The sequence below is a fragment of the Mesorhizobium sp. M0410 genome (assembly GCF_040321435.1).
Classification (GTDB): Bacteria; Pseudomonadota; Alphaproteobacteria; order Rhizobiales; family Rhizobiaceae; genus Mesorhizobium.
This window is the reverse complement of record NZ_JAMYRN010000003.1, coordinates 234,512-260,562: the sequence shown is the minus strand read 5'-3', so window position 1 is coordinate 260,562 and position 26,051 is coordinate 234,512. Positions and strand designations below refer to the sequence as shown.

At 62.9% G+C, this 26,051-nt stretch carries 24 protein-coding genes and 1 tRNA gene; 15 read left to right on the top strand and 10 right to left on the bottom strand.

Going from position 1 to position 26,051, the window contains the following annotated elements; translation table 11 throughout:
- Positions 1–6 precede the first annotated feature (6 nt).
- On the bottom strand, positions 7–990 hold the full coding sequence (locus tag NKI63_RS05400; protein WP_352736981.1) for a cation diffusion facilitator family transporter: 984 nt from the start codon (positions 988–990) through the stop codon (positions 7–9).
- A gap of 114 nt (positions 991–1,104) precedes the next feature.
- Positions 1,105–1,791, bottom strand: a complete 687-nt coding sequence (locus NKI63_RS05395) for a GNAT family N-acetyltransferase (RefSeq protein ID WP_352647573.1) — start codon at positions 1,789–1,791, stop codon at positions 1,105–1,107.
- Positions 1,792–1,873: 82 nt separating this feature from the next.
- Between NKI63_RS05395 and NKI63_RS05390 the strand changes: the two genes are divergently transcribed.
- A complete protein-coding gene (locus NKI63_RS05390) occupies positions 1,874–3,058 on the top strand; it encodes a pyridoxal phosphate-dependent aminotransferase (protein WP_352820664.1) in 1,185 nt (394 codons plus the stop codon).
- 22 nt (positions 3,059–3,080) lie between these two features.
- Positions 3,081–3,461: a YciI family protein gene (locus NKI63_RS05385; protein ID WP_254816974.1), complete on the top strand. Its 381-nt coding sequence runs from the start codon at positions 3,081–3,083 to the stop codon at positions 3,459–3,461.
- Positions 3,462–3,481: 20 nt separating this feature from the next.
- Here NKI63_RS05385 and NKI63_RS05380 read toward each other — a convergent pair whose 3' ends face one another.
- A complete protein-coding gene (locus NKI63_RS05380) occupies positions 3,482–4,237 on the bottom strand; it encodes an SDR family oxidoreductase (protein ID WP_352688061.1) in 756 nt (251 codons plus the stop codon).
- 222 nt (positions 4,238–4,459) lie between these two features.
- Positions 4,460–5,206 carry a tellurite resistance TerB family protein gene (locus NKI63_RS05375; RefSeq protein WP_352469546.1) on the bottom strand — a complete coding sequence of 249 codons (747 nt, stop codon included), beginning with the start codon at positions 5,204–5,206 and terminating at the stop codon, positions 4,460–4,462.
- A 275-nt stretch (positions 5,207–5,481) separates the two neighbouring features.
- Between NKI63_RS05375 and NKI63_RS05370 the strand changes: the two genes are divergently transcribed.
- Positions 5,482–5,841 carry a YybH family protein gene (locus NKI63_RS05370; protein WP_352820662.1) on the top strand — a complete coding sequence of 120 codons (360 nt, stop codon included), beginning with the start codon at positions 5,482–5,484 and terminating at the stop codon, positions 5,839–5,841.
- Between the two features lie 21 nt (positions 5,842–5,862).
- Here NKI63_RS05370 and trhO read toward each other — a convergent pair whose 3' ends face one another.
- Entirely contained in the window at positions 5,863–6,780 is a 918-nt protein-coding gene (gene trhO / locus NKI63_RS05365; protein WP_352776978.1) for an oxygen-dependent tRNA uridine(34) hydroxylase TrhO, read from the bottom strand.
- Between the two features lie 153 nt (positions 6,781–6,933).
- Here trhO and NKI63_RS05360 point away from each other — a divergent pair, with 153 nt between their 5' ends.
- Positions 6,934–7,572: a 2-dehydro-3-deoxy-phosphogluconate aldolase gene (locus tag NKI63_RS05360; RefSeq protein WP_352752549.1), complete on the top strand. Its 639-nt coding sequence runs from the start codon at positions 6,934–6,936 to the stop codon at positions 7,570–7,572.
- Between the two features lie 41 nt (positions 7,573–7,613).
- On the opposite strand, the gene NKI63_RS05355 is transcribed toward NKI63_RS05360, so the two are convergent.
- From NKI63_RS05355 to NKI63_RS05345, 3 genes are all read right to left on the bottom strand, one after another.
- Positions 7,614–7,687, bottom strand: a tRNA-Gln gene (locus tag NKI63_RS05355).
- Positions 7,688–7,770: 83 nt separating this feature from the next.
- A complete protein-coding gene (gene mepK / locus NKI63_RS05350; RefSeq protein WP_352736985.1) occupies positions 7,771–9,615 on the bottom strand; it encodes a peptidoglycan L,D-endopeptidase MepK in 1,845 nt (614 codons plus the stop codon).
- A gap of 359 nt (positions 9,616–9,974) precedes the next feature.
- Positions 9,975–11,537 carry a sigma-54-dependent transcriptional regulator gene (locus tag NKI63_RS05345; protein WP_352820659.1) on the bottom strand — a complete coding sequence of 521 codons (1,563 nt, stop codon included), beginning with the start codon at positions 11,535–11,537 and terminating at the stop codon, positions 9,975–9,977.
- Positions 11,538–11,689: 152 nt separating this feature from the next.
- Here NKI63_RS05345 and NKI63_RS05340 point away from each other — a divergent pair, with 152 nt between their 5' ends.
- The 6 genes from NKI63_RS05340 (at position 11,690) to NKI63_RS05315 (ending at position 17,858) form a co-directional block, all read left to right on the top strand.
- The gene (locus tag NKI63_RS05340) at positions 11,690–13,525 is read left to right on the top strand and encodes a M3 family oligoendopeptidase (protein ID WP_352688052.1); all 1,836 of its coding nucleotides are present in this window, start codon (positions 11,690–11,692) and stop codon (positions 13,523–13,525) included.
- A gap of 391 nt (positions 13,526–13,916) precedes the next feature.
- Positions 13,917–14,705 carry a helix-hairpin-helix domain-containing protein gene (locus NKI63_RS05335; RefSeq protein WP_352688050.1) on the top strand — a complete coding sequence of 263 codons (789 nt, stop codon included), beginning with the start codon at positions 13,917–13,919 and terminating at the stop codon, positions 14,703–14,705.
- A gap of 156 nt (positions 14,706–14,861) precedes the next feature.
- Entirely contained in the window at positions 14,862–16,007 is a 1,146-nt protein-coding gene (locus NKI63_RS05330; protein WP_352506327.1) for an aminodeoxychorismate synthase component I, read from the top strand.
- Positions 15,956–16,618, top strand: a complete 663-nt coding sequence (locus NKI63_RS05325) for an aminotransferase class IV family protein (protein ID WP_352688048.1) — start codon at positions 15,956–15,958, stop codon at positions 16,616–16,618. The genes NKI63_RS05330 and NKI63_RS05325 overlap by 52 nt, the downstream gene beginning before the upstream one ends.
- A gap of 17 nt (positions 16,619–16,635) precedes the next feature.
- The gene (locus NKI63_RS05320; protein ID WP_352688047.1) at positions 16,636–16,923 is read left to right on the top strand and encodes a YciI family protein; all 288 of its coding nucleotides are present in this window, start codon (positions 16,636–16,638) and stop codon (positions 16,921–16,923) included.
- Positions 16,920–17,858 carry a heme-dependent oxidative N-demethylase family protein gene (locus NKI63_RS05315; protein WP_352688045.1) on the top strand — a complete coding sequence of 313 codons (939 nt, stop codon included), beginning with the start codon at positions 16,920–16,922 and terminating at the stop codon, positions 17,856–17,858. The genes NKI63_RS05320 and NKI63_RS05315 overlap by 4 nt, the downstream gene beginning before the upstream one ends.
- A 122-nt stretch (positions 17,859–17,980) precedes the next feature.
- On the opposite strand, the gene NKI63_RS05310 is transcribed toward NKI63_RS05315, so the two are convergent.
- The gene (locus NKI63_RS05310) at positions 17,981–18,424 is read right to left on the bottom strand and encodes a hypothetical protein (protein ID WP_352688043.1); all 444 of its coding nucleotides are present in this window, start codon (positions 18,422–18,424) and stop codon (positions 17,981–17,983) included.
- Between the two features lie 14 nt (positions 18,425–18,438).
- A complete protein-coding gene (locus NKI63_RS05305) occupies positions 18,439–18,765 on the bottom strand; it encodes a MoaF-related domain-containing protein (RefSeq protein WP_352752551.1) in 327 nt (108 codons plus the stop codon).
- A gap of 16 nt (positions 18,766–18,781) precedes the next feature.
- Here NKI63_RS05305 and NKI63_RS05300 point away from each other — a divergent pair, with 16 nt between their 5' ends.
- The 5 genes from NKI63_RS05300 (at position 18,782) to NKI63_RS05280 (ending at position 25,950) form a co-directional block, all read left to right on the top strand.
- Positions 18,782–20,008 (top strand): LacI family DNA-binding transcriptional regulator, encoded by a 1,227-nt coding sequence (locus tag NKI63_RS05300; RefSeq protein ID WP_352820723.1) that lies wholly within the window; start codon positions 18,782–18,784, stop codon positions 20,006–20,008.
- 156 nt (positions 20,009–20,164) lie between these two features.
- Positions 20,165–21,403 (top strand): hypothetical protein, encoded by a 1,239-nt coding sequence (locus tag NKI63_RS05295; RefSeq protein ID WP_352688037.1) that lies wholly within the window; start codon positions 20,165–20,167, stop codon positions 21,401–21,403.
- Between the two features lie 122 nt (positions 21,404–21,525).
- On the top strand, positions 21,526–22,971 hold the full coding sequence (locus NKI63_RS05290) for a homospermidine synthase (protein WP_352688036.1): 1,446 nt from the start codon (positions 21,526–21,528) through the stop codon (positions 22,969–22,971).
- 187 nt (positions 22,972–23,158) lie between these two features.
- Positions 23,159–23,533, top strand: coding sequence for an outer membrane lipoprotein Omp10 (gene omp10, locus NKI63_RS05285; protein ID WP_254817073.1), 375 nt, complete (start codon positions 23,159–23,161; stop codon positions 23,531–23,533).
- A 290-nt stretch (positions 23,534–23,823) separates the two neighbouring features.
- Entirely contained in the window at positions 23,824–25,950 is a 2,127-nt protein-coding gene (locus tag NKI63_RS05280) for a 5'-nucleotidase C-terminal domain-containing protein (protein ID WP_352688035.1), read from the top strand.
- Positions 25,951–26,051: the final 101 nt, after the last annotated feature.

Genomic DNA, 26,051 nt, shown 5'->3' with positions numbered 1-26,051 from the left:
CCGAAGTCAGTGATAATGGCCGCGGTGCGCTGCCGTGTCATGCGCATGCTCGTGCTCGTCATCATACTCATGTCTGTCTGCACATTGACCGAATTCCGGTTCGACCGTGGCATGGGCTATGCCATGTTCCGCCGCAAGCCGCTTCTTGATCGCGCTTACCGCCATATGCGCGTCGACGCCGTCATTGAGGCAGGCATGCAACGTCGCCATGTTGCTGGAGCCGTCGAGCGACCAGACATGCATGTGATGTACCTCGCGCACGCCCTTGATCGAACCTTCGATGTCCCTCGCGATCAGGTCGCGGTCGAGGCTTGCAGGCACGCCTTCGAGCAGGACGTGGGCAGCCTCGCGCATCAGCGACCAGGCCGTGGACAGGATCAGCAGCGAGACCAGGACCGACAGGATCGGATCGATAGGTGTCCAGCCCGTCGCCAGGATCACCAGCGCCGCGACGATCGCCGCCGCCGAGCCGAGCAGATCGCCCAGCACATGCAAAATGGCGCCGCGCATATTCAGGCTGCCGCGGTCGCCGCCGTGCAGCACGTAGAACGAGCCGAGATTGACCAGCAGGCCGGCGATCGCGACGACCAGCATCGGCCCGCCGAGCACCGGAGCCGGCGCTAGCAAGCGGCCCCAAGCCTCGTAGACGATCCACAGCGCAATGGCGAAGATGGCGATGCCGTTGGTGTAGGCGACCAGCGTCTTGACCCGGCCGAAACCGTAGGTGAGGCGCACGGTCGCCGGCCGGCTCGCAAGATGAAAGGCATACCAGGCCAGGCCGAGCGCGACGCAATCGGCAAGCATATGGCCGGCATCCGCCAGCAGCGCCAATGAGCCGGTGAAGATGGCGCCCAGCGTCTCCGCAACCATGAAGCCGGCGGTCAAGCAAGCAGCGATCAGCACGCGCTTCTTGTCGGTCGAGCCGTGCACATCACCTGCGCCATGGCTGTGGTCGTGGCCCTGCGCAGCATGGTCGTGGGTATGCGCCATCTATGAGCTCCTGCTAGAGCCTGATCCATCCCGGCAGACCCGGGACGGAGGCTCTGTCTTCATGTTTGACCATGATCTTATCCGAAAACCGGCGTCCACTTTTCGGGATCATGGTCAGGCGCCGAACTCAGCGCGAAAATCCTCGAGCCGTCGCTTCTGCCGGCCGTCGCCCTCGAAATTGGCCGGATCGAGCCATGCCTCATAGGCTCTGCGCAATGCCGGCCACTCCTTGTCGATGATCGAGTACCACGCGGTATCGCGGTTTTCGCCCTTGACCACAAGATGCTGGCGGAAAATGCCCTCGAACTTGAAGCCGAAACGTTCCGCCGCGCGCTTCGACGGCTCGTTGCGGTTGTTGCATTTCCATTCGTAGCGGCGATAGCCAAGCTCATCGAAGATGTATTTCATGAATAGGAACTGCGCTTCCGTCGCCGCCGGCTTACGCGAGATCAGCGGACCCCAATAGATGTTGCCGATCTCGATCACGCCATAGGCGGCGTCGATGCGCATCAGCGTCTGGCGTCCGGCAATTTTTCCGCTGGCCTTGTCGATGACGGTGAAGAACAGCGGGTCCTCGCTGGCTTCGGCCTTGTCCAGCCAGGGCTGGAAGGCGGCACGGGTCTGCGGGGGGTAGTCGGGCAGCCAGGCGAAGCGGCCATCTATGTCGGGCACCGAAGATGCTTCAAACAAGCCGTCGCCGTGCTTTTCAGCGTTAAGCGGCTCAAGCCTGACAGTTCGTCCCTCCAGCACCTTGCGTTCCGGCCGCGGGCGCGGTTGCCAATTCTTGAGATTTTCCGACACGCGAAGCTCCGATCCGTTGACTTTTTCGGGCGGACGCTCACAAAAACGCACGCTCGCTGAAAGAACCACACGGACGGGAAAAATGCTCCACACGATTTCGGCCTTCGACCGCCTCGGCGAGGAAAATGCGTTCGCGGTGCTGGCGCGCGCCACGGCACTTGCCCATCAAGGCCGCGACATCGTCAATCTCGGCATCGGCCAGCCCGACTTCAAGACGCCGCAGCATATCGTCGAGGCGGCGATCAAGGCGCTGCGCGACGGCCATCACGGCTATACGCCGGCCAACGGCCTGCTGGCGACGCGCGAAGCGGTGGTACGCCGCACACTGGCCACCACCGGCGTCGAAGTCTCGCCGGAAGCGGTGATGATCCTGCCCGGCGGCAAGCCGACAATGTTCGCGGCGATCCTGATGTTCGGCGAGCCGGGCGCCGAAATTCTCTATCCTGATCCCGGCTTTCCGATCTACCGCTCGATGATCGAGTTCACTGGCGCTGCCCCCATCCCGGTGCCGATGCGCGAGGAGAACGGCTTTGCCTTTTCGGCTGCGGAGACACTGGCGCTGATCACCCCGAAGACCAGGCTGCTGATCCTCAACTCGCCCGCCAACCCGACCGGCGGCGTCACCCCCCGAGCCGAGATCGAGAAGCTGGTCAGGGGCCTGGCAGCACACCCGGACGTCGCCATCCTCTCCGACGAGATCTACGACGTGATGACCTATGACGGCGAGACGCACTGTTCGCTGCTCACCTTCCCCGAAATCCGTAATCGGCTGATCGTCCTCAACGGCTGGTCGAAGACCTGGGTGATGACCGGCTGGCGCATGGGCTGGTCGATCTGGCCGAACGGCGACAAGGGCGCGCATCTCTATGACAAGGTGCGCAAGCTGGCGGTCAATTGCTGGTCCTGCGTCAACGCGCCGAGCCAGTATGCCGGCATAGCCGCCATCGACGGCCCGCAGGACGACGTCGACAAGATGATGCGCGCCTTCGACCGCCGCAGGAAGGTCGTGGTTGAGGGGTTGAATGCCTTGCCCGGCATTTCATGCATCACGCCGAAAGGCGCCTTCTATGCCTTCCCCAATGTTTCCAAGACCGGCTGGAAGGCCAAGAAGCTCGCCTCGGCGCTGCTCGAGGATGCCGGCGTGGCGCTGATCGGCGGCCCCGATTTCGGCATTCTCGGCGAAGGCTATGTCAGGCTGTCCTACGCGAATTCCGAAGAGAACATCCTGCGCGCGCTGGAGCGGATCGAGGCGTTCCTGGCGAAGTGAGGACGACGAAAGGAGACGCCAGATGTTCTATGCCATTCTTGCCTATCACGAGGAAGAAGCGATCACGGCGCTGACGCCTGAGCAGGATGCGGCGCTGATGACCGATCTTCTCCAGATCAACGATCGGCTCTACCGTCAAGGCACCCTTGGGCCTGCGGCCCGGCTCGGCGCGACACAAGACGCCTGCACCTTGCGCGGGCCAGGCACCGGAATGGTTATCGACGGCCCCTTCGCCGAGACCAAGGAACAATTGCTGGGGCTCTATGTCGTCGACTGTGCCAACCGTGACGCCGCTATCGACATTGCGCGCGACCTTCGCCGCGTCAATCCGACCGCCGTCTACGAAATCCGCCCGATTTCGCTATATTTACCCGGCGTGCCGCTTCCGGTCACCCGGCCCTGATTTCACCGGGTGAGACTAATTTAGCCCCGCCCGACAAATGGCATCTTCGTCGCCATCACGGTCATGAACAGCACGTTGGCGTCGAGCGGCAGGCTGGCCATATGGAGGACCGCATCGGCGACGCGCTCGACATCCATCACCGCTTCGGCGGCAATGGTGCCGTTGGCTTGCGGCACGCCGACCGTCATCGCTTGCGCCATGTCGGTCAGCGCGTTGCCGATGTCGATCTGACCGCAAGCAATGTCGAAGGGCCTGCCGTCCAGCGCCAGCGTCTTGGTCAGCCCGGTGATGGCGTGCTTGGTCGCCGTATAGGGCACCGAGCCCGGCCGTGGCGCATAGGCCGATACCGAGCCGTTGTTGATGATGCGGCCGCCCATCGGCTGCTGCCTGCGCATGGCGCCGAACGCGGCGCGAGCACACAGGAACGAGCCGGTGAGATTGACCCCGACGATATCGTTCCACACTTCGACCGGGATGTCGTCGATCAATGTCGATTTGTAGCTCGTGCCGGCATTGTTGAAGAGCAGGTCGACGCGCCCGAAAGCCGCTGCCACCGTCTCGAACAGATCGTCGACCTGATCGGCCTTGCTGATGTCGCAGGCGAAGGCCAATGCCTTGGCCCGCGTCGGCCCGGCCGCGGCGATCGCATCCTCCAGCACCGGCTTGCGGCGACCGCAGAAGACCGTATTCCAGCCGGCCTTGAGCAGCGCTGTGGCGACGCTCTTGCCGATGCCCGTGCCGGCGCCGGTGACGATGGCGGTTTTATAGTCGGTCATGGCTGTACTCCCTGAAAGGGATGAGGCATCGCAAATGGCGAGAACCATGGCAAGCCGGCCCAAAGCCTGTGCTCACAAAAAGGGCGGCCGTTGGCGACCGCCCCTGATCCGAACCGGGCATGGGAGGAGGAAAGCCGATCCGACTGCCTGAAATCATGCGCTTCCGCGGTTAACGAGAAGCTAACGCCAACGGCGCCGAGTTCCCAGGCTTCCTCTTTCGAGCTACCAGCGCGAGCCTGCGACCGGCTTGGCTGTGCTGCCCGCTGCCGGCACCTTCGCCGCCGTCACCGTCGCCTCGACATGGTCGACCAGTGCATCCGGCAGGCCGAGACGGCCGGCAAGCAGGTCGAGATAGCCGCGTTCGGCCCGCGTGTCCGGATCGATGGCAAGACGCGAGGCGGTGTAGAGTTCCAGCTTTTGCGCATCGGTCTTGGCTCCTGCGATCAGCACATCCAGATCGAGCGGCGCCTCCAGTTCCGACATCAGGAATTTCTCCGCTTCGGCGCCGACGCCGGCGAGGCTGAGCTTGCCGGCGATCTTCTGCCGCTCTTCGTCATCGACGTGGCCGTCGGCCTTCGCCGCCGAGATCATCGCCCTGACCAGCGTCAGCGTGAATTCGTCTTCGCCCTGCGGCGCTTGCGACGGATGGAAGGCGGTATCGGCCGGCGGCGGCAGCAATTCCGGTTCGCCTGCAGCTTGCGTCTCGGCCGGCGCGTTGCCGTTCTTGTAGTTCTGGTAGGCCTTGTAGGCGAGGCCGCCGATCGCAGCCAACCCACCAAGCTTCACCGCCGCACCGGTGACCTGACGGCCTGGGCCGGTTCCGAGCAGCACCGCGGCCAGCGCACCGGCGGCAAGCGGATTGTCCTTGGCCATCTGCACCGCCTGCCCAGCCTTGTCGCGAACGGTCGATCCGGTGCCAGGAATTTGCGAGCCGAGCAGATCGTCGAGGAGCTTCTTGGGATCGAACATCTATGCCTCCAGAATTGGCCCGGCCGAAGGTGCGCGGGCAGGTTTGGACGTCGAAGACCTAGGTCCCGCAGTTTGACATTACAATGACGGGGTGCATCCTTTTGCCCGGTGCCACGCATGACCTCGCACCGACATCTGCTGGGATTACACGCAGAAATCAAAGAGCTGCAGCCTCCTTCCGCGCCCAAAAACACGTGGCGCTTGGACATTGGACGTGTCGAAACCGCCCTCGACTTCAACTAATGTCGCGGCATGTCGCTTGAGAGGAGCCTGGCATGACCGATGAGACTGACCGCGAACCGGCACGCGACCCCCAGGAACTGGAGCGCCTGCTGATTTCACGGCAATGGATCGGGGATATTGACGGCATGGCCGCGCTTTTTGAGCCGCATGCAGTCATCGACAGCGGTGGCGGACAGCTGACGTTCGGCCGCGAAGCCATCCGGGCGCTGTTCGCGGAGATCACCGCAACCGGCCGAAAATTTCAATCCGGAGATCAGCGTCCGGCTGTCGTCAATGGCGACCTGGCGCTCACCTCGACCCGGCTTCCCGACGGCACGATCACCACCGAGGTGGCGCGCCGGCAGAACGACGGGACATGGCTGTGGGTCATCGATCGCTTCTCTGTTGCTTGACGTGAAGTTGCTTCACGTGAGCTAACTTCCGATGTGGCGGTCCCCGCGTGCTTGCGCCAACTCGACCTGGCGCTGGCGCTCGGCGTAACGGGCGCGATCTTCGTCCGAACGGGCATCGAAGCAATGCGGGCATGAAACGCCGGTAGCATATCTCGGCGACAGCCGGTCTTCTGCGGCTAGCGGATGCCGACAGGCGCGGCAAAGTTCGGCCTCGCCTTCGACCAGCCCGTGCGACACCGAAACGCGCTCGTCGAAGACGAAGCATTCGCCTTGCCACAGGCTCTGTTCGGTGGGGACGTCCTCGAGATATTTCAGAATACCGCCCTTGAGGTGGAACACATCCTCGAAGCCTAGCGACTTCACATAGGCCGTCGCCTTCTCGCAGCGTATGCCGCCGGTGCAGAACATGGCGACCTTGCGCCCGTCGAGCTCGTGCCGATGCTGCTCGACCCAGGCCGGGAATTCGCGGAAGCTGTTGGTGGCGGGATCGACAGCGCCCTTGAAGGTGCCGAGCGACACCTCGTAGGCGTTGCGCGTGTCGATGACGATGGTACCCGTATCCGAGATCAGTGCATTCCAGTCGGCCGGCGCGACATAGGTGCCTGCACCTGCCGGATCGATATTGTCCACGCCCATGGTGACGATCTCGCGCTTCAACCGCACCTTCATGCGGTGGAACGGCATCGTTGCGGCGCTGCTGAATTTGATCTCGAGGCCGGCGAGACCGTCGATGGGTTCGAGATGATCGATGAGCGCGGCGATTGCCGTTTCACTGCCGGCGACCGTGCCGTTGATGCCCTCTCGCGCCAACAGCAGCGTGCCTTTGATGCCACGTGCGCAGCAGAAGGCAGCAAGCGGCGCGCGCAGCGCCTCGAAGGTGTCGAGCCGGGCGAAGCGGTAAAGCGCCGCAACGCGGAAGGCTTGGCTGGGCGGTGTCATCACCAAGCCACTAAACGCTCACGACAGCCGGATCAAGGCAGAGCCGGGAGGTTTCGAACACCACGCGTGACATCGCGACACGCCGCGTTTCGTGGACAGAAAAATCGCCTTCTGCTAACCGATCGACTTGATCAACAGAGGAGATGAAGACGAATGCCCAGCACGACCGAAAAGCTCCTGTCGCTCCTCAACGGCCAGCCGGTCATACCAGTGCTGAAGATCGCCAATCCCGCCGACGCGGTGCCGCTGGCCCGGGCGCTGGCCCGCGGCGGCCTGCCGGCGATCGAGATTACGCTGCGCACCGCCGACGCGCTGGAGGCGATCCGCCGGGTGGCGGGCGAGGTCGAAGACGCCGTCGTCGGCGCCGGCACCATCCTGGACGCCCGGCAGTTCGGCGCGGCGGCGGCCGCCGGTTCGAAGTTCATCGTCAGCCCCGGCATCACCCGCGAGCTTCTCGCGGCAGCCAACGACAGCGATGTACCGTTGCTGCCCGGCGCCATCACGCCGGGAGAGGTCATGGCCGCGCGCGAAGCCGGCCTGCGCTTTCTGAAATTCTTCCCGGCCGAACAGTCGGGCGGCATTGCCTCGCTCAAGGCTTTCGCCTCGCCGCTTGCCGACGTGAAATTCTGCCCGACCGGCGGTATCACCGGCAAGAACGCCGCCGATTATCTCAGCCTGCCCAACGTCATCTGCGTCGGCGGTTCCTGGGTGGCGCCGGACGATCTGGTCAAGGCCGGCAAATGGGACGAGATCGAAGCCTTGGCACGCGCGGCAAGCAAGCTCGGGCGCTAGCATCTTCTGCATCAAAGTCGCCGCCGATCTCGTTCGCCGGCTGGTTCCCGCTCATGGACTCGAACCACGATTCACGCCTTCAAAGGGCGCTGTCCTACCATTAGACGAAGCGGGAGAATGCTGACCGCTGGTTAGCATCCCGGGATGAAGGAAGCCAGTGTCGGCGTGGAGGCAGCCGCGCGAGGTGCCGAGCGGGGCCTACTCGGTCTTGAAGCGTGCCACCGACATGAACTTGACGGCTTTGCCGGTGAACCGGTTGGCGTCGGCCATCTCGTTGCCCGGCTGGAAGCCTACCGTATAGACCTCGCTCGGCGCCGTACGGACGAAGTCGTAGGCGTAGCGCGGCGCCGTTGTCGCATCTGAGACGGTTGCTACATACTCACCGCTGTGCAGCGCCCAACGGGCGGCCTGCGGCGCGGCGGCGACCACCACCGGCTTGGGGCCGGGTTTCAGGTCGCGGGCGGTTGCCCTGGGTTCCTTGCGTGTGGTCTTCACGCCTGCACCGATGACGGCAGCCGGATCGGAGCCGGCCGGGCGGGCAACGATGGCCTCGCGCGGCGATGCCCCGTCGTTCGAGGCCCGGTCGTCGCTAGCCGGTTCCTCGAACACCGATGCTTGCTCGGAAAGCGACGCGACCTTGTATTCGTCGGTCGCGCTGACCCTTTCCAGAACGGCCTTGACCTCGTCGGGCTGGGAAGTGTCGGGCCGCGCCGACGGCAATACCGAGAATGCGTCGGTGGCGGTGTTGCTCCGCTCTGCCGCACTCGCCAGCGCCAGCAACACTTGCTTGTCCTGCGGCGCAAGACCCGCCGGCGACAGATCGGCCGGCAGCGAATGATCGGGCCGCCAGCTCGGCACGGGAATGTTGTTTGCCGCGACCTGCACCGGGCCGGCAGCGACAGACGGGTCTGCTATGCCGAACGGAACACTTGCCGGCGCCACGCTTGCCGGCGCTTGCGCGGTCGCCACCGCCTGTTCAGTCGATCCAGCCGCATCCGCCACGCCGAACGGAACGTTTTCAGGCGGCTGAGCGCCGACGTCGGTCTTCGGACGCGGAGCAAAATCCGGCAGCGGAATGCTGCGCGCCGGCAATGCCGCGATGATCGTCTCCGGCGTGTCGTTCTCCGGTTCAGGCGCCGGAGCATCGGCGACGTCCGGAATCTCGGCGCGCTTGGCATCCTGAGGCGCCACGATGGCAATACCAGGCAGGTTGCTGCTCTTGGCGGACGGCGCCGGCTTCACGTTACGGGGCTTTGGTGCCGGCTCGGCCATCGCCACATCGGCGCTGTCGTCCGCCTCGTCGTCGCCACCGCCGAACAAGGCTGCCAGGAACCCGTGGGATTTTTTGCCGCCGCTTGCGCTGGCCAGTTCAATGGCCGGCGCGCCGGCGCCCTTGCGGGCTTTGTAGGAGGCGAGCGCCTGTTGATAACCAGGCAGCGGCTTGCCGTCGCTCGGCACATGCAGCGTCTTGCCGTTGGGGAACACGCGCGCCAGTTCCTGGCGGCTGATGCCGGGCCAGTGGCGCACATTGCCGACATCCATATGCACGAAGGGCGAGCCGGAGCTGGGATAGTAGCCGACGCCGCCGCCCTGCATCCTGAGGCCGATATCTCGCAGCTTCTTCAATGGGACACCGGGAATGTAGAAATCCATAGCCCTGCCGAGCATGTGCTGGCTCTTCTCGGCGACGCCCCTGCTGCGGCTGCGCAGCATCGAATTCGTGGCCGGCGAACGATAGCCGCAGACGACCTGGATGTAATCGGTGGCGCCGCTCTCCCGGTACGCTTCCCAGACTAGGTCCAGCAGACGCGGATCCATCTTGGTCGGCTCGTTGCGACGCCAGTCGCGCAGGATGATGTTGATCTTTCGCAACCCCGCCTGATCGTAGCGGCCGTTGCGCTTGTAGACGATCTCCGCCTTTTCATGCGTGTGGAGATGATAGAGCTTCAGCGAACGTGTCTCGGCGCTGGCGCCGGTTGCCGCCGCTGCAAGGAACCCGACGGCAACAATCACCGCTGCCAGCCATCTCGGCCAGACGCTCATGTGATAATGCCGCCCGTTTTCGTGTCGTTCGATTCTGTTCAAATCAAAAGGCCTTGCAGGCTGCCGTTTTGTCCCCGGATTTGACCAAACGGATGCGTGGTGTGTGCATCCGAATATCGATCCTAATGGTTAATCATCGCTTATTGAAGCCGAAATGCGGTAACACGGTGGCGATATCCCGCCAAAAATATTGCGCCGGATATCTTGGTAAACCGCTGGTTTAGATCATGTTTTGGCGCCAGCTCGAAACACGATCTGTTACCGTCCGCCTTAATACGTGAACACTGTGGCGAGCACATCATTTCGAGGCGCAGTTGCGTGGAATGATGTCCGGATGCGAACCGGCTTGGCCCTGTGACTCAGGAAGCGAGCCGTTCGACGCGGCCGGTTTCCGGGTCGATGCCGTATTCCTTGAGCTTGCGGTAGAGCGTCGACCGACCGATGCCGAGGCGGCGGGCGACTTCGCTCATCTGGCCGTTGTAGTGATCGATGGCGAGCTTGATCATTTCGAGTTCGACGTCGGCCAGTGCACGCACATTGCCGCGCTCGTCGAGCGCCCGCAGCGTGCCGAAACGAGGCTTGGCCGGTGCATCGGCGTCGGCGGCTGCGATGCCGCCAGCGGCCGATATGTTATCACGCGGCAGGCTTCCCGAAGCCAACCCGGAAACTGGCCACCCTGAAGCTGGCCCCACTGAATTGGGCAAGGCGATACCCGAATCGAGATTGACCGTGCCCTCGACCTGCGCCCGGATCTGCGGGAATTCCTCTTCGGTCAGCATGTCGCCGTCGGCGAGCACCGAGGCCCGGAAGACGGCGTTCTCGAGCTGCCTTATGTTGCCCGGCCAGTCATAGGCCTGCAGCATGGTAAGCGCCGCAGCCGAGATGCCTCGCAGGCGGTGGCGCGGATCGGCGGGCGCCACCTTCTCCATGAAGTGCTCCACCAGATAGGGGATGTCGTCGCGACGGTCGCGCAATGGCGGCACGAAGATTGGATAGACGTTCAGCCGATAGAATAGGTCCTCGCGGAACTTGCCGTCCTTGACCTGCTGCAGCAGGTTGCGATGGGTTGCCGAGATCAGCCTGATGTCGACCCTGACGGTCGAGCGCCCGCCAACCGGATCGACCTCGCCGTCCTGTACCGCGCGCAACAGCTTGACCTGCACGTCGAGCGGCAGGTCGCCGATTTCGTCAAGGAACAGCGTGCCGGTGTGCGCTTCGACGAACTTGCCGGTATGTTTTTCGGTGGCGCCGGTGAACGAACCCTTCTCGTGCCCGAACAGAATCGATTCGACCAGATTGTCGGGGATGGCGCCGCAATTGACGGTGACGAAAGGTTTCGAGCGGCGGTCGCCGCTGCCCTGGATGGCGCGCGCCACCAGTTCCTTGCCGACGCCGGATTCACCTTCGATCAGGATCGGAATGTTGGACGCCGCCGCCTTGCGGCCGAGCCGAATCACCCGATCCATCGCCGGACTGTGGGTGATCATGTCCTTGAACGTCAGATGGCCGCCGCGCTGCCGTGACGAGCGCTTCACTTCGCCTTCGAGCGCTTCGACCTTGAGGGCGTTGCCGATCGACGCCTGCAGCCTGTCGGGAGAGGCCGGCTTGACGACGAAGTCGAAGGCGCCGTGACGCATTGCCGAAACGACGGTTTCGATGCCGCCCTGCGCGGTCTGCACGATGACGGGAATGTGGATGCCACGCTCGCGCATCGCCTTCAGCACGCCGATGCCGTCGAGCCCAGGCATCATAAGGTCGAGGATGACCACCGACACGTCGCGCGCATTGGGTCCGTCGACTAACTCGAGACCCGCCTCGCCGCCATCGGCGACGATCGCGGTGTGGCCGAATTTCGTCACCGCCGCCTCGAGCAGCCTGCGCTGCACGGGATCGTCATCGACTATGAGTATGGAAGCTGCCATGACTGATCCGACCGTGCCCGCCCGAGAATGCGCCCTATGGATCATCTTGGCACAGGGTTCTAAATAAGCTTTCAAAAAACCCGGTGAATGAATTCCTTAGGATTTGACCGGCTTCTCGTTTCTTCGAATTTTTGTGTCTGGAAGGATCGGCAATGCGCATGGTTTTTGCTCGAAAGCTGGCGGCGGCGCCCGGTCAGGGCGTGGCGGAGCTTGGCGACCTGCCGGAATGGAATCTGGCCGATCTCTATTCGGGCATGGAAGCGCCCGAATTGAAGCGCGACATCGCCAAGGCCGCCGCCGATGCCATCGCCTTCGAGAGCCGTTGGAAAGGCACGCTCGCCGCCGAGGCCGGGCGTGGCAGCGCCGGCAGGCTTGGCGAGGCGCTTCAGGCCTATGAAGCGCTGGAGGAGCTGATCGGCCGCATCGTCTCCTATGCCGGGCTTGTCTATGCCGGCAACACGTCGGATCCGCAGCGAGCCAAGCTCTATGGCGATATCCAGGAAAAGATGACCGATGCCAGCGCGCACCTGCTGTTTTTCGCGCTCGAGCTGAACCTCATCGACGATGGCGCGATCGAAACCGCACTCGCCGCCGATCCGGCCTTCGCCCATTACCGGCCCTGGGTGCTCGATCTGCGCAAGGACAAGCCCTATCAGCTCGAAGACCGCATCGAGCAGCTCTTCCATGAAAAATCGATTACCGGGCGCGGGGCCTGGAACCGCCTGTTCGACGAGACGATGACCGATTTGCGCTTCGACGTCGACGGCGAGGAGCTGACGCTGGAGCCGGCGCTCAATCGCCTGCAGGACGCAGACAGCGAGGTGCGCCGCCGGGCGTCCGAGGCGCTGGCCACGACCTTCCGCAAGAATTTGCGCGTCTTTACGCTGGTCACCAACACGCTGGCCAAGGACAAGGAGATTTCTGACCGCTGGCGCGGCTTCGAGGATATTGCCGATTCCCGCCATCTCGCCAACCGCGTCGAACGCAGCGTGGTGGATGCACTCGCCGCCGCGGTTCGCGACGCCTATCCGCGCCTGTCGCATCGCTATTATGCGATGAAGGCGCGCTGGCTCGGCATGGAGGTGATGAACCACTGGGACCGCAATGCGCCCCTGCCGGAGACCCCGCAGGCGGTCATCGGCTGGGACGAGGCCAAGAACACCGTGCTTTCCGCCTACCAGCGCTTTTCGCCCGACATGGCGGAGATCGCCAGAACTTTCTTCGACCGCAACTGGATCGATGCACCGGTGAGACCCGGCAAGTCGCCTGGCGCCTTCGCGCATCCGACCGTGCCTTCGGCGCATCCCTATGTGCTGCTCAACTACATGGGCAAGCCGCGCGACGTGATGACGCTGGCGCACGAGCTCGGCCACGGCGTGCACCAGGTGCTGGCCGGCGGCCAGGGCGCCTTGATGGCGTCGACGCCGCTGACGCTGGCCGAAACGGCATCGGTGTTCGGCGAGATGCTGACCTTCCGCTCGCTGCTCGAGCAGACCACCGACAAGCGCGAACGCAAGGCCATGCTCGCCCAGAAGGTCGAGGACATGATCAACACCGTCGTGCGCCAGATCGCCTTCTACGAGTTCGAGCGCAAGGTGCATGCCGAGCGCAAGAGCGGCGAATTGACCTCCGACAAGCTCGGCCAGTTCTGGCTGGAAGTGCAGGCGGAAAGCCTCGGGCCGGCGATCAAGCTGCGCGAGGGGTACGAGGTTTTCTGGACCTATATTCCGCATTTCATCCACTCGCCTTTCTACGTCTATGCCTATGCATTCGGCGATTGCCTGGTGAACTCGCTCTACGCGGTCTACCAGAACGCCGAGCGCGGTTTTCAGGAGAAATATTTTGCCATGCTGCGCGCCGGCGGCACCAAGCATCATTCCGAGCTTCTGGCGCCGTTCGGCCTCGACGCGGCCGACCCTGCCTTCTGGCAAATCGGGCTTGGCGTGATCAGCGGACTGATCGACGAGCTGGAAGCACTGGACAATTGATGCGCAACACTGGGTGATGCGCAACACCGGATGACCGGGTTTTCCAGAACAGTTTAGCTGCAATGCATATTGGCGGTGGTTCTATTCTTGTCTTGGTTATTTGTTCTTAAATAACTTTCCATGGAAGTTTTCCGTTAGATTCCCGTAAGCTGTATGATAGCGTCCGCCCTCAAGCTCAGCCGGGCACGAATGGGCCTGGTCGGAAAGTCCCGACCGGTCATGGCGTGTCGGCGGATGCGACAATGGCTGTTGGCCAGGGGCAAACCGGTCGCCGACAGCTCGATCGAAGCCGGCTGTTCTGCAAATTGCGGAACCACCATCGAATGGTCCTTCGCCGAGGTCATGGCTCTACAGGCCAGGGCGGACGGATGGGACTGGAGAGAGAAAGACAATGGGCACTTTTTTCTACATGCTCCTGGCGTTCCTGGTAGGTGTGTTGGTTGGCTGGTTCATTTGGGGACGCCTGCGTGGCGAGCTCGACAGTTTGCGCGGCGATCTAGACCGCACGCGCAGCGAACGTGACAGATTGCGGGCCGATAGCGACCGTCTGACCGGTGAGTTGGATGCATGCGGCCGCGCCCGCGCCGATCTCGAACGCCGGCTGGGCGAGGCGAAAACCACCCAGGCGCCAACCGCGAAGGCGGCAACAGCCAAGGCGCCAGCCGCCAGGACCGGCGCGATCAAAGCCGCGATGCAGGCGCCGTCAACCCTGATGTCGACATCCGCACCGGCCAAACCGGCGCCGAAGAAATCTGCAACGGCGAAGGCCGCCACCGCGCCACGCGCAAGTGCCGCGAAAACGGCAACGCAGAAACCGCCTGTATCGAAGGCGAGCGCCGCGCCCAGGACCGCGCCGGCGGCAAGCAAGGCTGCGCCAATTGCAAAGAAAGCCGCGACCGGCAAGGCAACAGCCACCGCGGCAGGCAAAGCCAACGATCTGCGTCGCCTGCTCGGCATCGGCCCCACCAACGAGCGGCTGCTCAAAGGGCTTGGCGTCACGACCTATGCCCAGATCGCCGCCTGGACGCCCGACGATGTCAAGCGGATCGAGGCGACGTTGAATTTCGACGGCCGCATCGAACGTGAACGCTGGATCGAGCAGGCGAAACTGCTTGCCGCCGGTGACGAGAAGGAATTTGCGCGCCGCTTCCCGACCGCGGGGGAAGCCAGCAACACCTGACCCATCGCGAGGTGGCATTTTGGAACAAGGCGGCGCCCACTGGCGCCGCATTTGTTTTTGCCCCGCGCCTTTGCGTCTTGAGACGCCGCTCCCTCGATTGCACACGGTCGAGCCCCCATATAGATCGATCGCTGGTGACCGCAGCATTCGAGCCTTATGCCCCTGCCCTTTGCAATTTTCCGGAACGACGAGACCGCGCGTCAGCTCGTTTTCGACCGGCCGGCCGAGATAATCGCAGCGCATGGCGAGGCGGACTTTTTGCCGGTCCTGGAAGCAGCGCAGGCAGCACATGACGGCGGCAAATGGCTGGCCGGCTATTTCTCCTATGAGGCCGGTTACCTGCTCGAACCCAAGCTCGTTCCGCTGCTGCCGGCCGGCCGCCGCGCCCCGCTTTTCTGCCTCGGCGTGTTCGATGCGCCAGCCGAAGAGACGATCGCGCCAGGCGATCTGCCGGCCAGCAACGGCCCAATCTTCGACGCTAAGGCAGCCTGGTCTTCGGATGACTACGCCAAACGCTTTGCCAGCCTGCATGACCATATCCGCAAGGGCGACTGCTACCAGGGCAATCTGACCTTTCCGGTCCACGCACAATGGTCGGGCGATCCACTGGTCGCCTTCAACGCGCTGACTGAACGCCAGCCGGTGAAGTATGGGGCGCTGGTCGCGCTCGGCGATCCGATCGTCTTGTCGCGTTCGCCCGAACTGTTCTTCGAGGTCGACGCGGAAGGCATGATCGAGACGCATCCGATGAAGGGCACCGCGCCGCGCGGCGCAACAAAAGCCGAGGACGATCGCCTGAAAGCGTTCTTGCGCAACGACGAGAAGAACCAGGCCGAGAACCGGATGATTGTCGATCTCCTGCGCAACGACATCTCACTGATCAGCGAGGTTGGCACGCTCGATGTGCCGGAGCTTTTCCGCATCGAGAGCTACCCGACCGTCCACCAGATGGTGAGCCGCGTGCGGGCGAAACTCTTGCCCGGCCTTACCATCCGCCAGATTTTCGCCGCGCTGTTCCCCTGCGGTTCGATCACCGGCGCGCCGAAGATCCGCGCCATGGAGATCCTGCGCGAGCTGGAAGCTGGCCCGCGCGATGTCTACTGCGGCGCCATAGGCTGGATCGCGCCCGGCGGCCGGATGCGCTTTTCGGTGGCGATCCGCACCATCTCGCTCTTTGCCGATGGCGAGGCGGTCTACAATGTCGGCGGTGGCGTCGTCTTCGATTCGACAGCCGAAGAGGAGTACCAGGAGTGTCTGCTGAAAGCCCGTTTCGCGACGGGAACACTGCCGATTTCGAACTGATCGAAACAATGCGCTGGGAACCCGGCTCGGGTTTCCTCCGTTTAGACCGCCATCTCGCGCGGCTCTACGGCTCGGCAAACGAACTCGGCTTCGCCTGCGATCCGCAACGGGTCGGCGAAGCGCTGATGAATGCGGTCGGCCGCCAGCACATCGCGTTGCGCACCCGCCTCGTCCTGTCGCGCAATGGCGAAGCAGCGGTTTCGGTGCAGCCCTACGAGCCGCTCGCCGCAGACAAGGTCTGGACCCTGCAGCTGGCACGGGTGCGGCTTGATTCGAGCGACACGCTGCTGCGTCACAAGACCAGCCGCCGACAAACCTATACGCGCGCCCGCGCCGAATATCTGGCCGGCCGGGCCGACGAGGTGCTGCTCGCCAATGAGCGCGGCGAAATCTGCGAGGGCACGATCACCAACGTCTTTGCCGATTTCGGCGGCGGCGTGCTGGCCACGCCGCGGCTCGATTGCGGCCTGCTGGCTGGCGTCCTGCGCGGCGAACTGCTGGATCAAGGCCGCGCCGGTGAAGCGGTCTACACGTGGAACGAACTGAAATCGGCCAAGGCGCTGTTCGTCGGCAACTCGCTGCGCGGATTGATCCCGGCGCGGCTGGGCTGAAGCATCGGGAGACAACAATGTTCGTGGTTTCGCTGAACTACAAGGTGCCGCTGACCGAGATCGACCGTCTGCAGCAAGCGCATGTCGAGTGGCTGAAGGCCTGCTATACGCAAGGTATCTTTGTCGCCTCCGGGCCAAAGCGGCCAAGGACCGGCGGCATCATCATCGCGCGCGGTCCACGCGAAGTGCTCGATGCCAGACTGGCGGACGATCCCTTCGCCAAGGCAGGTGCCGCCGACTACGAAATCACCGAATTCACGGCGAGAATGGCCGCCGCCGCACTGGAAGTCTACAAAGAAGCATGAGTTTCCGCCCACCGACCCACACACCCTATGACGGCTCGTCGAAACTGTTCACCATCGGGCTGAAGCCGCTCAATCTCGATAGCTGGATCGAGGTCGACGAATATCTGCTGCCCTATCTTGCCAAGAAACGCCGGCTTTACACGGAAATTCCCGACAAGGTTTTTGTCGAGGAGCAAGCAACGCGCGACGCCCAGCGCGAAGTACTCGATCTGCTCGGTGTGCATCTGGCGGCGAACTTTCCTGAGACCCACAGGCGTACCGACAATGCGATCGAGGTGATCGACGGCATCGACAATCTCGAGGGCTCAGGCACCTCAGCTTCTTTCAGCGATGCGCCGCTTGTCGCGGCCTCGTTGCTCGTCCAGGAGGATTTGATCCTGATGCGCCGCGACGAGAGCGGCTGGCGTCTGGCGGCCGGCTCGCTCTGCTTCCCGTCGTCCTGGTCGCTGATCGAAAAATTCGGCAAGCCGCTGCAGCAGATCCACGCGCCGGTACCGGGTTTCGGTCCAGGCACACGCCCGGCCGATCTCATCAACCGCATGTTCGATGGCCTCCAGGGCCAAGCCGTCGAGCGCTACAACTGGTCGATCCAGGCGGGCGACGCACTCTACCATCCGCTCTCCAACATCGAACGCATCGACCGCGCCAGCAATCGCCCGTCGAGATTCCCGGACGGCGACATCGACGCTCATGCTTTCATCCGCGTCGAGCGTCAGACGCTGAGAAAGCTCCCGGTCTCGGGCGACATACTCTTCACCATCCGCATTCATCTCGACCCGCTCGCCGTGCTGGAGCGCCTCCGCGACCGCGCGGCGCTCGCAGCGTCCTTTGCCGAACAACTTCTGGCGCTGGACGAGGCACAGCTCGACTACAAGGGGATGACCGCCGACCGTGACCGGTTGGTCGAGCGGCTCGGGGCGCTGGCGCTGTCCTAGTACTACAGTTGCTAGAGCAGTTCGTCGTTTCACGGAAGCGCCGAACCGCTCTATCTCTTTGTCCTTGCTTGTTCTTGCGCAATTCCGGACGGAAAACCGTTTCACACTTTTCCTGGGATTCCCTAAATCGCAGCCACGCCCAGCAGCAGGATCGCGGACATCGCGGTAAAGACTGTGACGTTGACATCCCACCGCCAGCCCGCCGGTCCAAACGGCGGCCGGAACGGCAGATAGCCGTTCTCGTCATACAGCACGCCGCCGTAGATCGGCCGCGAGAGCATGGCCGCGAAGAATGCTCCATACATGGCCGCGGCCAATCCGCCCGCGAGATAGAGCCGCTCGGCTTCGAGTTGCCCCTTGATCCAGATGAGTCCGAGCGCAATCAGCGCCACTCCGGTATAGCTCAACACCTGCCAGACCACGTGAAACCGGGCGTGGGGAGTCCAGAGCGGGTTGGTGGCGTGGGTGGCGTTCAAGTCGGCTTTGATCATCACCACACCGTAGCCCACGGTCGCGACACTCAGCAGAATTCGAGCAAGCAGATGACTGTCGTAAGCGAGTTCCATCGCATTTTCCTCCCTTATGCAGGAACGACTTGAATGGCGCCCTGGGCACAGAAGAGCTGCCCATCGGCCAGCCGCGCATAATTATGAACGATCCCCTCCTCGTGGTCCTGCAACTGCACAATGAAGTTGCCGCTTTTCTCCGTCCAGCTCGCGAGCACGAGATTCTGGCGTACGCTGGTCAGGCCGACATTGACCACCTCGTCGATTTCGGTGGTCCCGATCGACGCCTGGATGTGCAATTCCTGCGCCGAGAGAAACGTCAGCCGCGGCACGAAGGGGCCGAAAACGCAGTCGAAAGTCTTGCCGACGAGCGAGGCTGGAAAAACATTGGTTTCTGCCATCATCCTCTCCTTGGGCATGGCCGCTGCGGCCACGCCATTTGACGATTCTCAATGTCTTAGTCGCAGAAACACTTCGAATATGTGCTCTTGGAGCGCTCCAAGAGACACGATCCACCTATTTCGGTTTGGAGTCAATAAATTCTTGGAGCGCTCCAAAAAATGGTCTACCTCAGGGAAAACGAGTGAATCGCCAATGCCCACCCTAGCCGATGTCGGCAAGGCTGCCGGAGTTTCCCGGGGGACTGTCTCCAACGTCTTCAACCGGCCGGAGCTGGTCAGGCCTGAATTGCGCGAGCGCGTCGAAGCGGCCGCGCGAGCGCTCGGGTTTGGCGGCCCCGATCCGAAAGGACGATTGCTGCGGGACGGCAAGTTCAATGCCATCGGGTTCATGCCGCCTGGCGCCTATGCCATCTCCGAAGTGATGAGAAGCCCATACCGCCGCGAGCTGGTGCTCGGCGTTTCGCTCGCCTGCGACGAGGCTGGAACGACGCTCAGCCTTGTAAACGGCACCGACAACACGCGCTTCGCCAGCATCCGCGATGCCCTGGTTGACGGCTTTATCCTTGGTCACAGCGCCGACATTGGTCTCATAGTTTCGGTCCAGAGACGCCGTCTGCCCTTCGTCATTCTCGAAAGCGACGCAGGTCCCGATATCAACTCGATAAAGATCGACGGCCGGAGCGGCGCGGTTGCTGCAGTCCGGCATTTGACCGGGCTGGGGCACCGGCATTTTGCCATCCTTTCGGTGCGCCGGACTCCCGGCCCGCCGATTGTCCACATGCCCGGACACGCAACGCGCCCGCTTCTGGCCGGCTTCCCGCTCGACGATGAAAGGCTCGACGGTTTCAAACAGGGTTTGGCGGAGGCGAATTTGTCAATCGATAATGTCCCGATCATCGAGACGATCCCAGGCGAGCCGTCTGCCGGAGCAGTGGTGTTCGACAGGGTGCCTGAAGCAACCGCGATCCTGACCATGTCGGACTGGCAGGCGATCACGATATTGGACGAGGCGGTTCGCCGCGGCATAGACGTGCCGGGCCACGTATCGGTCGTCGGCTTTGACGGCACCGCTGAATCCGCACGCACCACGCCTCCGATGACTACTGTCGCGCAAGACGTGATCGGAAAAGGCAGGCTTGCCGCCCGAATGGTTCTTGACAATGAAGCCCCCCGCCAGGTCGTTCTGCCGGTAGAACTGGTGGTTCGAGCCTCCACAGCCGCGCCGAGGACAAAAATCCGCTGAAACGGGCGGATGCGGCATCCGCACCAGGGGCGGCGTCGCAGCTTTTTTTCGCTGAGCAGCGTCTGGTGCTGGACGAGGCACAACTTGACTAAAAGGGCCTGACAGCCGACCGTGACTACTGGCGGACGACAACTCTAACTTGTGGCTTGGGGAGCAATGATCCAGCATCTTAGCAGGCCGGTCACGTTCATGGCCGCGATCCTGGTACTGTCGACAGCAGCCGAGGCAGAGCCGGTGACTTATGCCGGCAAGCTTGGAAAGAGCGATATCGTCGTCGAATTCACCGACGACCCCGCGGCGCCCGGCAGCCCGCTGGCCGGCCGCTATTTCTACCGCTCGAAGGGCGTCGACATCCCGCTGCAGGCCCGGTCCCAAAAGGGCAGCAGGTTCGAACTGGCCGAGGAGGAGGCATGCGGCGCCGACAATTGCGATGACGGAAAGGCCGCGCCGATTGCCGCCGTGTGGCGCCTGGCCTCGTCCAGTAACGGCAAGACCCTTGAAGGCAGTTGGAACGGAAAGAGGGCGCTGCCGCTCAGATTGGAGCGGGTCGCAAGTCGGCAGGTGACCGGGAACGAGCCCGGCAGCCCGCTCGATCTCTACGATTTCAGCTTCATGAAGTTCTTCGCCAATGACACGCCGATCACCATGGAGACGTCCCCGTATGACTATCTGCGGCTGAACACTCAGCTTGATAACGGCAAGACGACTGGCTGGCCGGACGCGACCTACCGCTATGTCGTCGACCCCCGCACCAAATTCGCCACGCCGCGCATTGTCGAACTGTCCGGCAACGTTCCGATCGAGGCCGCGAATGCTCTGCTGCAAGACAGGCACTGGCGCGCAAACATCGGCGCACTGGGCTGCGTGGCGGCGCAATATGCCGGTTTCAACGAAGGCGGGCCGATTGACGGCGTGAACGACGGCACGCTCGGAGGCTATGCGGACAGCACATTCGAAGTGAGCTCGCTGACGCCGCTGCTGATGAGCTGGCGGGAGTCCGGCAGCATCTTCTGCGGCGGAGCGCATCCGACCAACTATTCGGACGCCTACATCATGGATGTGCGGCGCGGCGTCCTGCTTGGCCTTCAGGACATTTTCTCGGATACGGTGGATGGCAAGCCCGGTCCTTCCCTCGTCTCCTTGGTCAAGCAGCGGCGCAAGAAACCGACCGACCAGACCGATATTGATCACGAAGCCGAATGCGGTATGGACGATCTCATCGGCGAATATTTGGCGGTCAGCCTCTGGCGTGAGGGCGACAAGCAGGTTCTGGTGTTCGGGCTCCAGACCCTACCGCATGCCATCCAGGCCTGCGCCGACGATCTGCTTGAACTGCCGGTCTCCGAGGCACATGCCCTCTTCAAGCCTGAATTCGCAAGACAGGTCGAGCCGTAGCCGGGATGGCGCGGCGTGAGGCCGGCCGTCCGCTTTTCGCTTTATTGTGACAATGATCTATGGTTTGTCGCGCCGCGGCCAAGCCGCTGTTCCGAAGCGTTTTTTGAGGGAGTAATCGATAAATGGCGAATGAAAACTGGCCCGTTTACGGTGAGATCACCGGCCCTGTCGTGATGATCGGCTTCGGCTCGATCGGACGGGGAACGCTGCCGCTGATCGAGCGCCATTTCAAATTCGACAAGTCGCGCATGACCGTCATCGACCCGCGCGACGGCGACCGCAAATTGCTCGACGAGCGCGGCATCACTTTCATGCAGGATGCAGTGACCAAGAAGAACTACAAGAAGCTGCTGACGCCGCTTTTGACCAATGGCGGCGGCCAGGGCTTCTGTGTCAACCTGTCGGTCGACACTTCCTCGCTCGAGTTGATGAAGCTCTGCCGCAAGCTTGGCGTCCTCTACATCGACACGGTGGTCGAGCCCTGGCTCGGCTTTTATTTCGACGAAAAGGCCGACAACGCCTCACGCACCAATTATGCGCTGCGCGAAACGGTGCGTACCGAAATCGCGAAGAACCCGGGCGGGACCACGGCGATCTCATGCTGCGGCGCCAATCCCGGCATGGTCTCGTGGTTCGTCAAGCAGGCACTGGTCAACCTCGCCACAGATCTTGGCCTCGACTTCGCGGAACCCGCGCAGCACGATCGCGAAGGCTGGGCCAAGCTGATGAAGAAGGCCGGCGTCAAGGGCATCCATATCGCCGAGCGCGACACCCAGCGCACCAAGAAACCCAAGCCGATGAACGTGTTCTGGAACACCTGGTCGGTCGAAGGCTTCATTTCGGAAGGCCTGCAGCCGGCCGAGCTCGGTTGGGGCACGCACGAGGCGTGGATGCCGAAGAACGCCAAAAAGCACAAGAACGGCTCGAAGGCCGCTATCTTTCTAGAGCAGCCCGGCGCCAACACGCGCGTGCGCACATGGTGCCCGACGGCCGGTCCGCAATACGGCTTCCTGGTGACGCATAATGAGGCGATTTCGATTGCCGATTTCTTCACCTTGCATGGCAAGAAGGGCAAGGTGCAGTACCGGCCGACCTGCCATTACGCCTATCATCCCTGCAACGACGCCGTGCTGTCGCTGCACGAGATGTTCGGTGCCGCCGGCAAGGCTCAGCCCGTGCATCACGTGCTCGACGAAAACGAATTGGTCGATGGCATCGACGAACTCGGCGTGCTGCTCTACGGCCACGCCAAGAACGCCTACTGGTACGGCTCGCAGCTGTCGCTGGCCGAGGCGCGCAAGCTGGCGCCCTATCAGAACGCCACCGGCATGCAGGTCACGTCGGCGGTGCTGGCGGGCATGGTCTGGGCGCTGGAAAATCCGGAGGCCGGCATCGTCGAAGCCGACGAGATGGATTACAAGCGCTGCCTCGACGTGCAGAACCCCTATCTGGGGCCGGTCAGGAGCTATTATACGGACTGGACACCGCTCGACAATCGGCCTGGTCTGTTTCCCGAGGACCTCGACACCAAAGACCCGTGGCAATTCCGCAACATCCTCGTTCGATAGCAGCGTTGCCTCGACACTCCGCCAGCTTGCAATCGCCCGGAAATCGGGCGATTGAAGAGGGGCGGCCTAGAGCGACGTGCGTCCATTTGGACGCACAAAGTACGCTCCAGCACTTTGAATGTGCGCATCGTGCTTTCCGAAAATCGGATCGATTTTCGAGCCGATGCGAGAGGAGAGGATCTTGATGATGACGATTGCGCAAAGACTGCTTTCGGCTGGCATTGCCGCGGCCGCTGCCGTCACGTTGGCGGCCTGCACCACCACCGGCCCGGGCGAGCCACCGGTGATCACCGCCAAAGGGGTCGAAGGCTCCTGGATCGACGCGCAGGGCACCGGCTTATCCACCTTCAAGGGCGGCAGCTTCGCGACCGTCGCCACCGATACCGGTCAGAAGCTTGCCGATGGCAGCTACACCATGACCGGCGGCACCTCGGTCGAGATCCATGGCACTTCGCTGATCCGCCAGACGCCGATCAGCTTCAACTGCTTGATGGTCTCGACCAGCCAGCTCAATTGCACCAGCGCGAGCGGACAGAATTTTGTGCTGACCAGGCGCACCTGAAGTTCGATTCCGAATTGACTTTGCACAAGGCGGCGGCTTCAAGCCGCCGTTTTCTTGCGCCGGCAAAGCTGATGCCGATTTCCGCTTGCATCGACTGAAACGCGATGTGAACATGGCCCGAGAGGCTGTTACATCCAAGTCAAACAAGAGCGTTAAACGCGTCTGCGCATGACCCCGAAAATCGGAGTCGATTTTCGGAAAGGATCATGCGCAAAATAAAAATGGTACAGCGTCCTTTGCGCGTCCCAAATGACGCGCGGCGCTGTACTCGAGTCATCCGGGAGACGAGAATGAAGAAGATCGCTGCCATCGCCGCGCTGTCGGCATCGGCGCTTGGCCTGTCGGCAGGGGCATCCTTTGCCGACTACACGCTGAACATCCTGCACATCAACGACTGGCACAGCCGCATCGAGAGCAACAACAAGTACGAATCGACCTGCTCGGCCGAGGAGGAGACCAAGGGTGAATGCGTCGGCGGCGCCGCCCGCCTCGTCACAGCGATCGCGCAGGAGCGCAAGAAGCTGGAAGGCCAGAACGTGCTGCTGCTCAGCGCCGGCGACAATTTCCAGGGCTCACTCTTCTACACGACCTACAAGGGCAAGACAGAAGGCGAATTCCTCAACCAGATGAAGTTCGATGCCGAGGCTCTCGGCAACCATGAGTTCGACGATGGCGAGTCGGCGCTGGCGCCGTTTCTCGACATGATCCAGTTTCCGGTGCTCGGCGCCAACGTGAAGGCCAATGCGCAATCCAAGCTCGGCGACCGCGTCAAGCCATCGATCGTGGTCGAGGTCGGCGGCCAGAAGATCGGCATCGTCGGTGCGGTCACCAACGACACGCCGGAGCTTGCCTCGCCTGGCCCGAACATCGCCATCGAAGACGACGTCAAGTCGATCACCGCCGAGGTCGAGAAACTGAAGGGAGAGGGCGTCAACAAAATCATCGCGGTCACCCATATCGGCTACAAGCGCGAGCGCGACGTGATCGCCAAGATCCCGGGCGTCGACGTGGTGGTCGGCGGCCACAGCCATTCGCTGCTCTCCAACACCGACCCCAAGGCGGAAGGCCCTTATCCGACGATGGTCGACAATCCGGACGGCTACAAAGTGCCGGTCGTCCAGGCGGCGTCCTATTCGAAATATCTCGGCGAGCTCAAGGTCGTGTTCGACGACAACGGCGTTGTCAAAGAGGCGAGCGGCGATCCCATACATCTCGACAAATCGATCACGCCCGACCCCGCCGTGCTTGCCCGCATCAAGGAACTCGGCGCGCCGATCGAGGCTTTGAAGAACAAGGAAGTCGCCGAGACCACCAAGGCGATCGACGGCAGTCGGGAAAACTGCCGCGCCCGCGAATGCGAGATGGGCAATCTGGTCTCCGACGCCGTCCTCGACCGGGTCAGGGGCCAGGGTGTCGAGATCGTCATCTCGAATGGCGGCGGCTTGCGCGCCTCGATCGACCAGGGCACCGTCACTATGGGTGAGATTCTCACCGTTCTGCCGTTTCAGAACACGCTGGCGACCTTCCATATCTCCGGCAAGGATCTGGTTGCCGGCCTCGAAAGCGGCCTCAGCCAGGTCGAGGACGGCGCCGGGCGCTTCCCGCAGGTTGCCGGCCTGAAATATGCGTTCGACAGATCGGCACCGCCTAACGGACGCGTCAAATCGGTCGAGGTCATGGAAGGCGGCGTCTGGACGCCGATCAAGCCGGACAAGGATTACCTTGTCGCCACCAACAACTATGTCCGCCAGGGCGGCGACGGCTATAAGGTGTTCGCCGAGAAGGCCAAGAACGCCTATGATTACGGCCCCGGGCTGGAACAGGTCGTCGCCGACTACCTCGGCGCGCACCGGCCCTATACGCCCAAGCTCGACGGCCGCATCACCGAGATCGCCGCGACCGTGACCCCGGCCGCGGAACCGGCCAAGCCTGCCGAACCGCCAAAACCTGCTGAGGCTGCGCCGGTAAAGCCTGCTGAACCGGCAATGCCCGAAATGCCGGCCGGCTCAGGCGATATTTCCAAGACACCGCCGGCCGTCCCGGCGGAAACCGCGCCGGCGGCACCCGCACCCGCCGAGCCGGCCCAGCCGGCGGCACCTGCGGCTCCGGTCACACCGGCTCCGGCGACCCCTGCTCCGGCCGAGCCCGCCGAGACAGCGCCGGCCCCGAGTCAGCCGGCCCCAAGTGAACCGGCGCCAACCGAGCCGGCAAAACCTGCCGAGCCCGCCAAGCCGGCTGAGCCGGCACCGGCCGAAGGCAGCCATGTAATCGTCGCCGGCGATACCTACTGGGATCTCGCGGTGAAGGCCTATGGCGACGGCACCAAATGGAAAATGATTTCCGATGCCAACAAAGCCTACGAGCCACGCCGGCTGCCGGTCGGCGCAACTTTGACGATCCCGGCGGCGTCGAAGTAATCCGGCCGCAGGAACGCAATGCACCCGCCCGGCAGACCGGGCGGGTGTTGCATTTCTGGGATAAGGTGCGGCCAGACGCAGCATTTGAAAACCGGCGCGGC

What these genes read in the sequence shown, in the direction of transcription:
- NKI63_RS05335 (WP_352688050.1), top strand. Translation starts at nt 13,917, where the DNA reads ATGGGCACTTTTTTCTACATGCTCCTGGCGTTCCTGGTAGGTGTGTTG.
- NKI63_RS05385 (WP_254816974.1), top strand. Translation starts at nt 3,081, where the DNA reads ATGTTCTATGCCATTCTTGCCTATCACGAGGAAGAAGCGATCACGGCG.
- NKI63_RS05305 (WP_352752551.1), bottom strand. Translation starts at nt 18,765, where the DNA reads ATGGCAGAAACCAATGTTTTTCCAGCCTCGCTCGTCGGCAAGACTTTC.
- NKI63_RS05330 (WP_352506327.1), top strand. Translation starts at nt 14,862, where the DNA reads ATGCCCCTGCCCTTTGCAATTTTCCGGAACGACGAGACCGCGCGTCAG.
- NKI63_RS05375 (WP_352469546.1), bottom strand. Translation starts at nt 5,206, where the DNA reads ATGTTCGATCCCAAGAAGCTCCTCGACGATCTGCTCGGCTCGCAAATT.
- NKI63_RS05320 (WP_352688047.1), top strand. Translation starts at nt 16,636, where the DNA reads ATGTTCGTGGTTTCGCTGAACTACAAGGTGCCGCTGACCGAGATCGAC.
- mepK (WP_352736985.1), bottom strand. Translation starts at nt 9,615, where the DNA reads ATGAGCGTCTGGCCGAGATGGCTGGCAGCGGTGATTGTTGCCGTCGGG.
- NKI63_RS05290 (WP_352688036.1), top strand. Translation starts at nt 21,526, where the DNA reads ATGGCGAATGAAAACTGGCCCGTTTACGGTGAGATCACCGGCCCTGTC.
- NKI63_RS05380 (WP_352688061.1), bottom strand. Translation starts at nt 4,237, where the DNA reads ATGACCGACTATAAAACCGCCATCGTCACCGGCGCCGGCACGGGCATC.
- NKI63_RS05295 (WP_352688037.1), top strand. Translation starts at nt 20,165, where the DNA reads ATGATCCAGCATCTTAGCAGGCCGGTCACGTTCATGGCCGCGATCCTG.
- NKI63_RS05300 (WP_352820723.1), top strand. Translation starts at nt 18,782, where the DNA reads ATGGCCGCTGCGGCCACGCCATTTGACGATTCTCAATGTCTTAGTCGC.
- NKI63_RS05280 (WP_352688035.1), top strand. Translation starts at nt 23,824, where the DNA reads ATGAAGAAGATCGCTGCCATCGCCGCGCTGTCGGCATCGGCGCTTGGC.
- NKI63_RS05370 (WP_352820662.1), top strand. Translation starts at nt 5,482, where the DNA reads ATGACCGATGAGACTGACCGCGAACCGGCACGCGACCCCCAGGAACTG.
- NKI63_RS05345 (WP_352820659.1), bottom strand. Translation starts at nt 11,537, where the DNA reads ATGGCAGCTTCCATACTCATAGTCGATGACGATCCCGTGCAGCGCAGG.
- NKI63_RS05360 (WP_352752549.1), top strand. Translation starts at nt 6,934, where the DNA reads ATGCCCAGCACGACCGAAAAGCTCCTGTCGCTCCTCAACGGCCAGCCG.
- NKI63_RS05390 (WP_352820664.1), top strand. Translation starts at nt 1,874, where the DNA reads ATGCTCCACACGATTTCGGCCTTCGACCGCCTCGGCGAGGAAAATGCG.
- trhO (WP_352776978.1), bottom strand. Translation starts at nt 6,780, where the DNA reads ATGACACCGCCCAGCCAAGCCTTCCGCGTTGCGGCGCTTTACCGCTTC.
- NKI63_RS05315 (WP_352688045.1), top strand. Translation starts at nt 16,920, where the DNA reads ATGAGTTTCCGCCCACCGACCCACACACCCTATGACGGCTCGTCGAAA.
- omp10 (WP_254817073.1), top strand. Translation starts at nt 23,159, where the DNA reads ATGACGATTGCGCAAAGACTGCTTTCGGCTGGCATTGCCGCGGCCGCT.
- NKI63_RS05340 (WP_352688052.1), top strand. Translation starts at nt 11,690, where the DNA reads ATGCGCATGGTTTTTGCTCGAAAGCTGGCGGCGGCGCCCGGTCAGGGC.
- NKI63_RS05400 (WP_352736981.1), bottom strand. Translation starts at nt 990, where the DNA reads ATGGCGCATACCCACGACCATGCTGCGCAGGGCCACGACCACAGCCAT.
- NKI63_RS05310 (WP_352688043.1), bottom strand. Translation starts at nt 18,424, where the DNA reads ATGGAACTCGCTTACGACAGTCATCTGCTTGCTCGAATTCTGCTGAGT.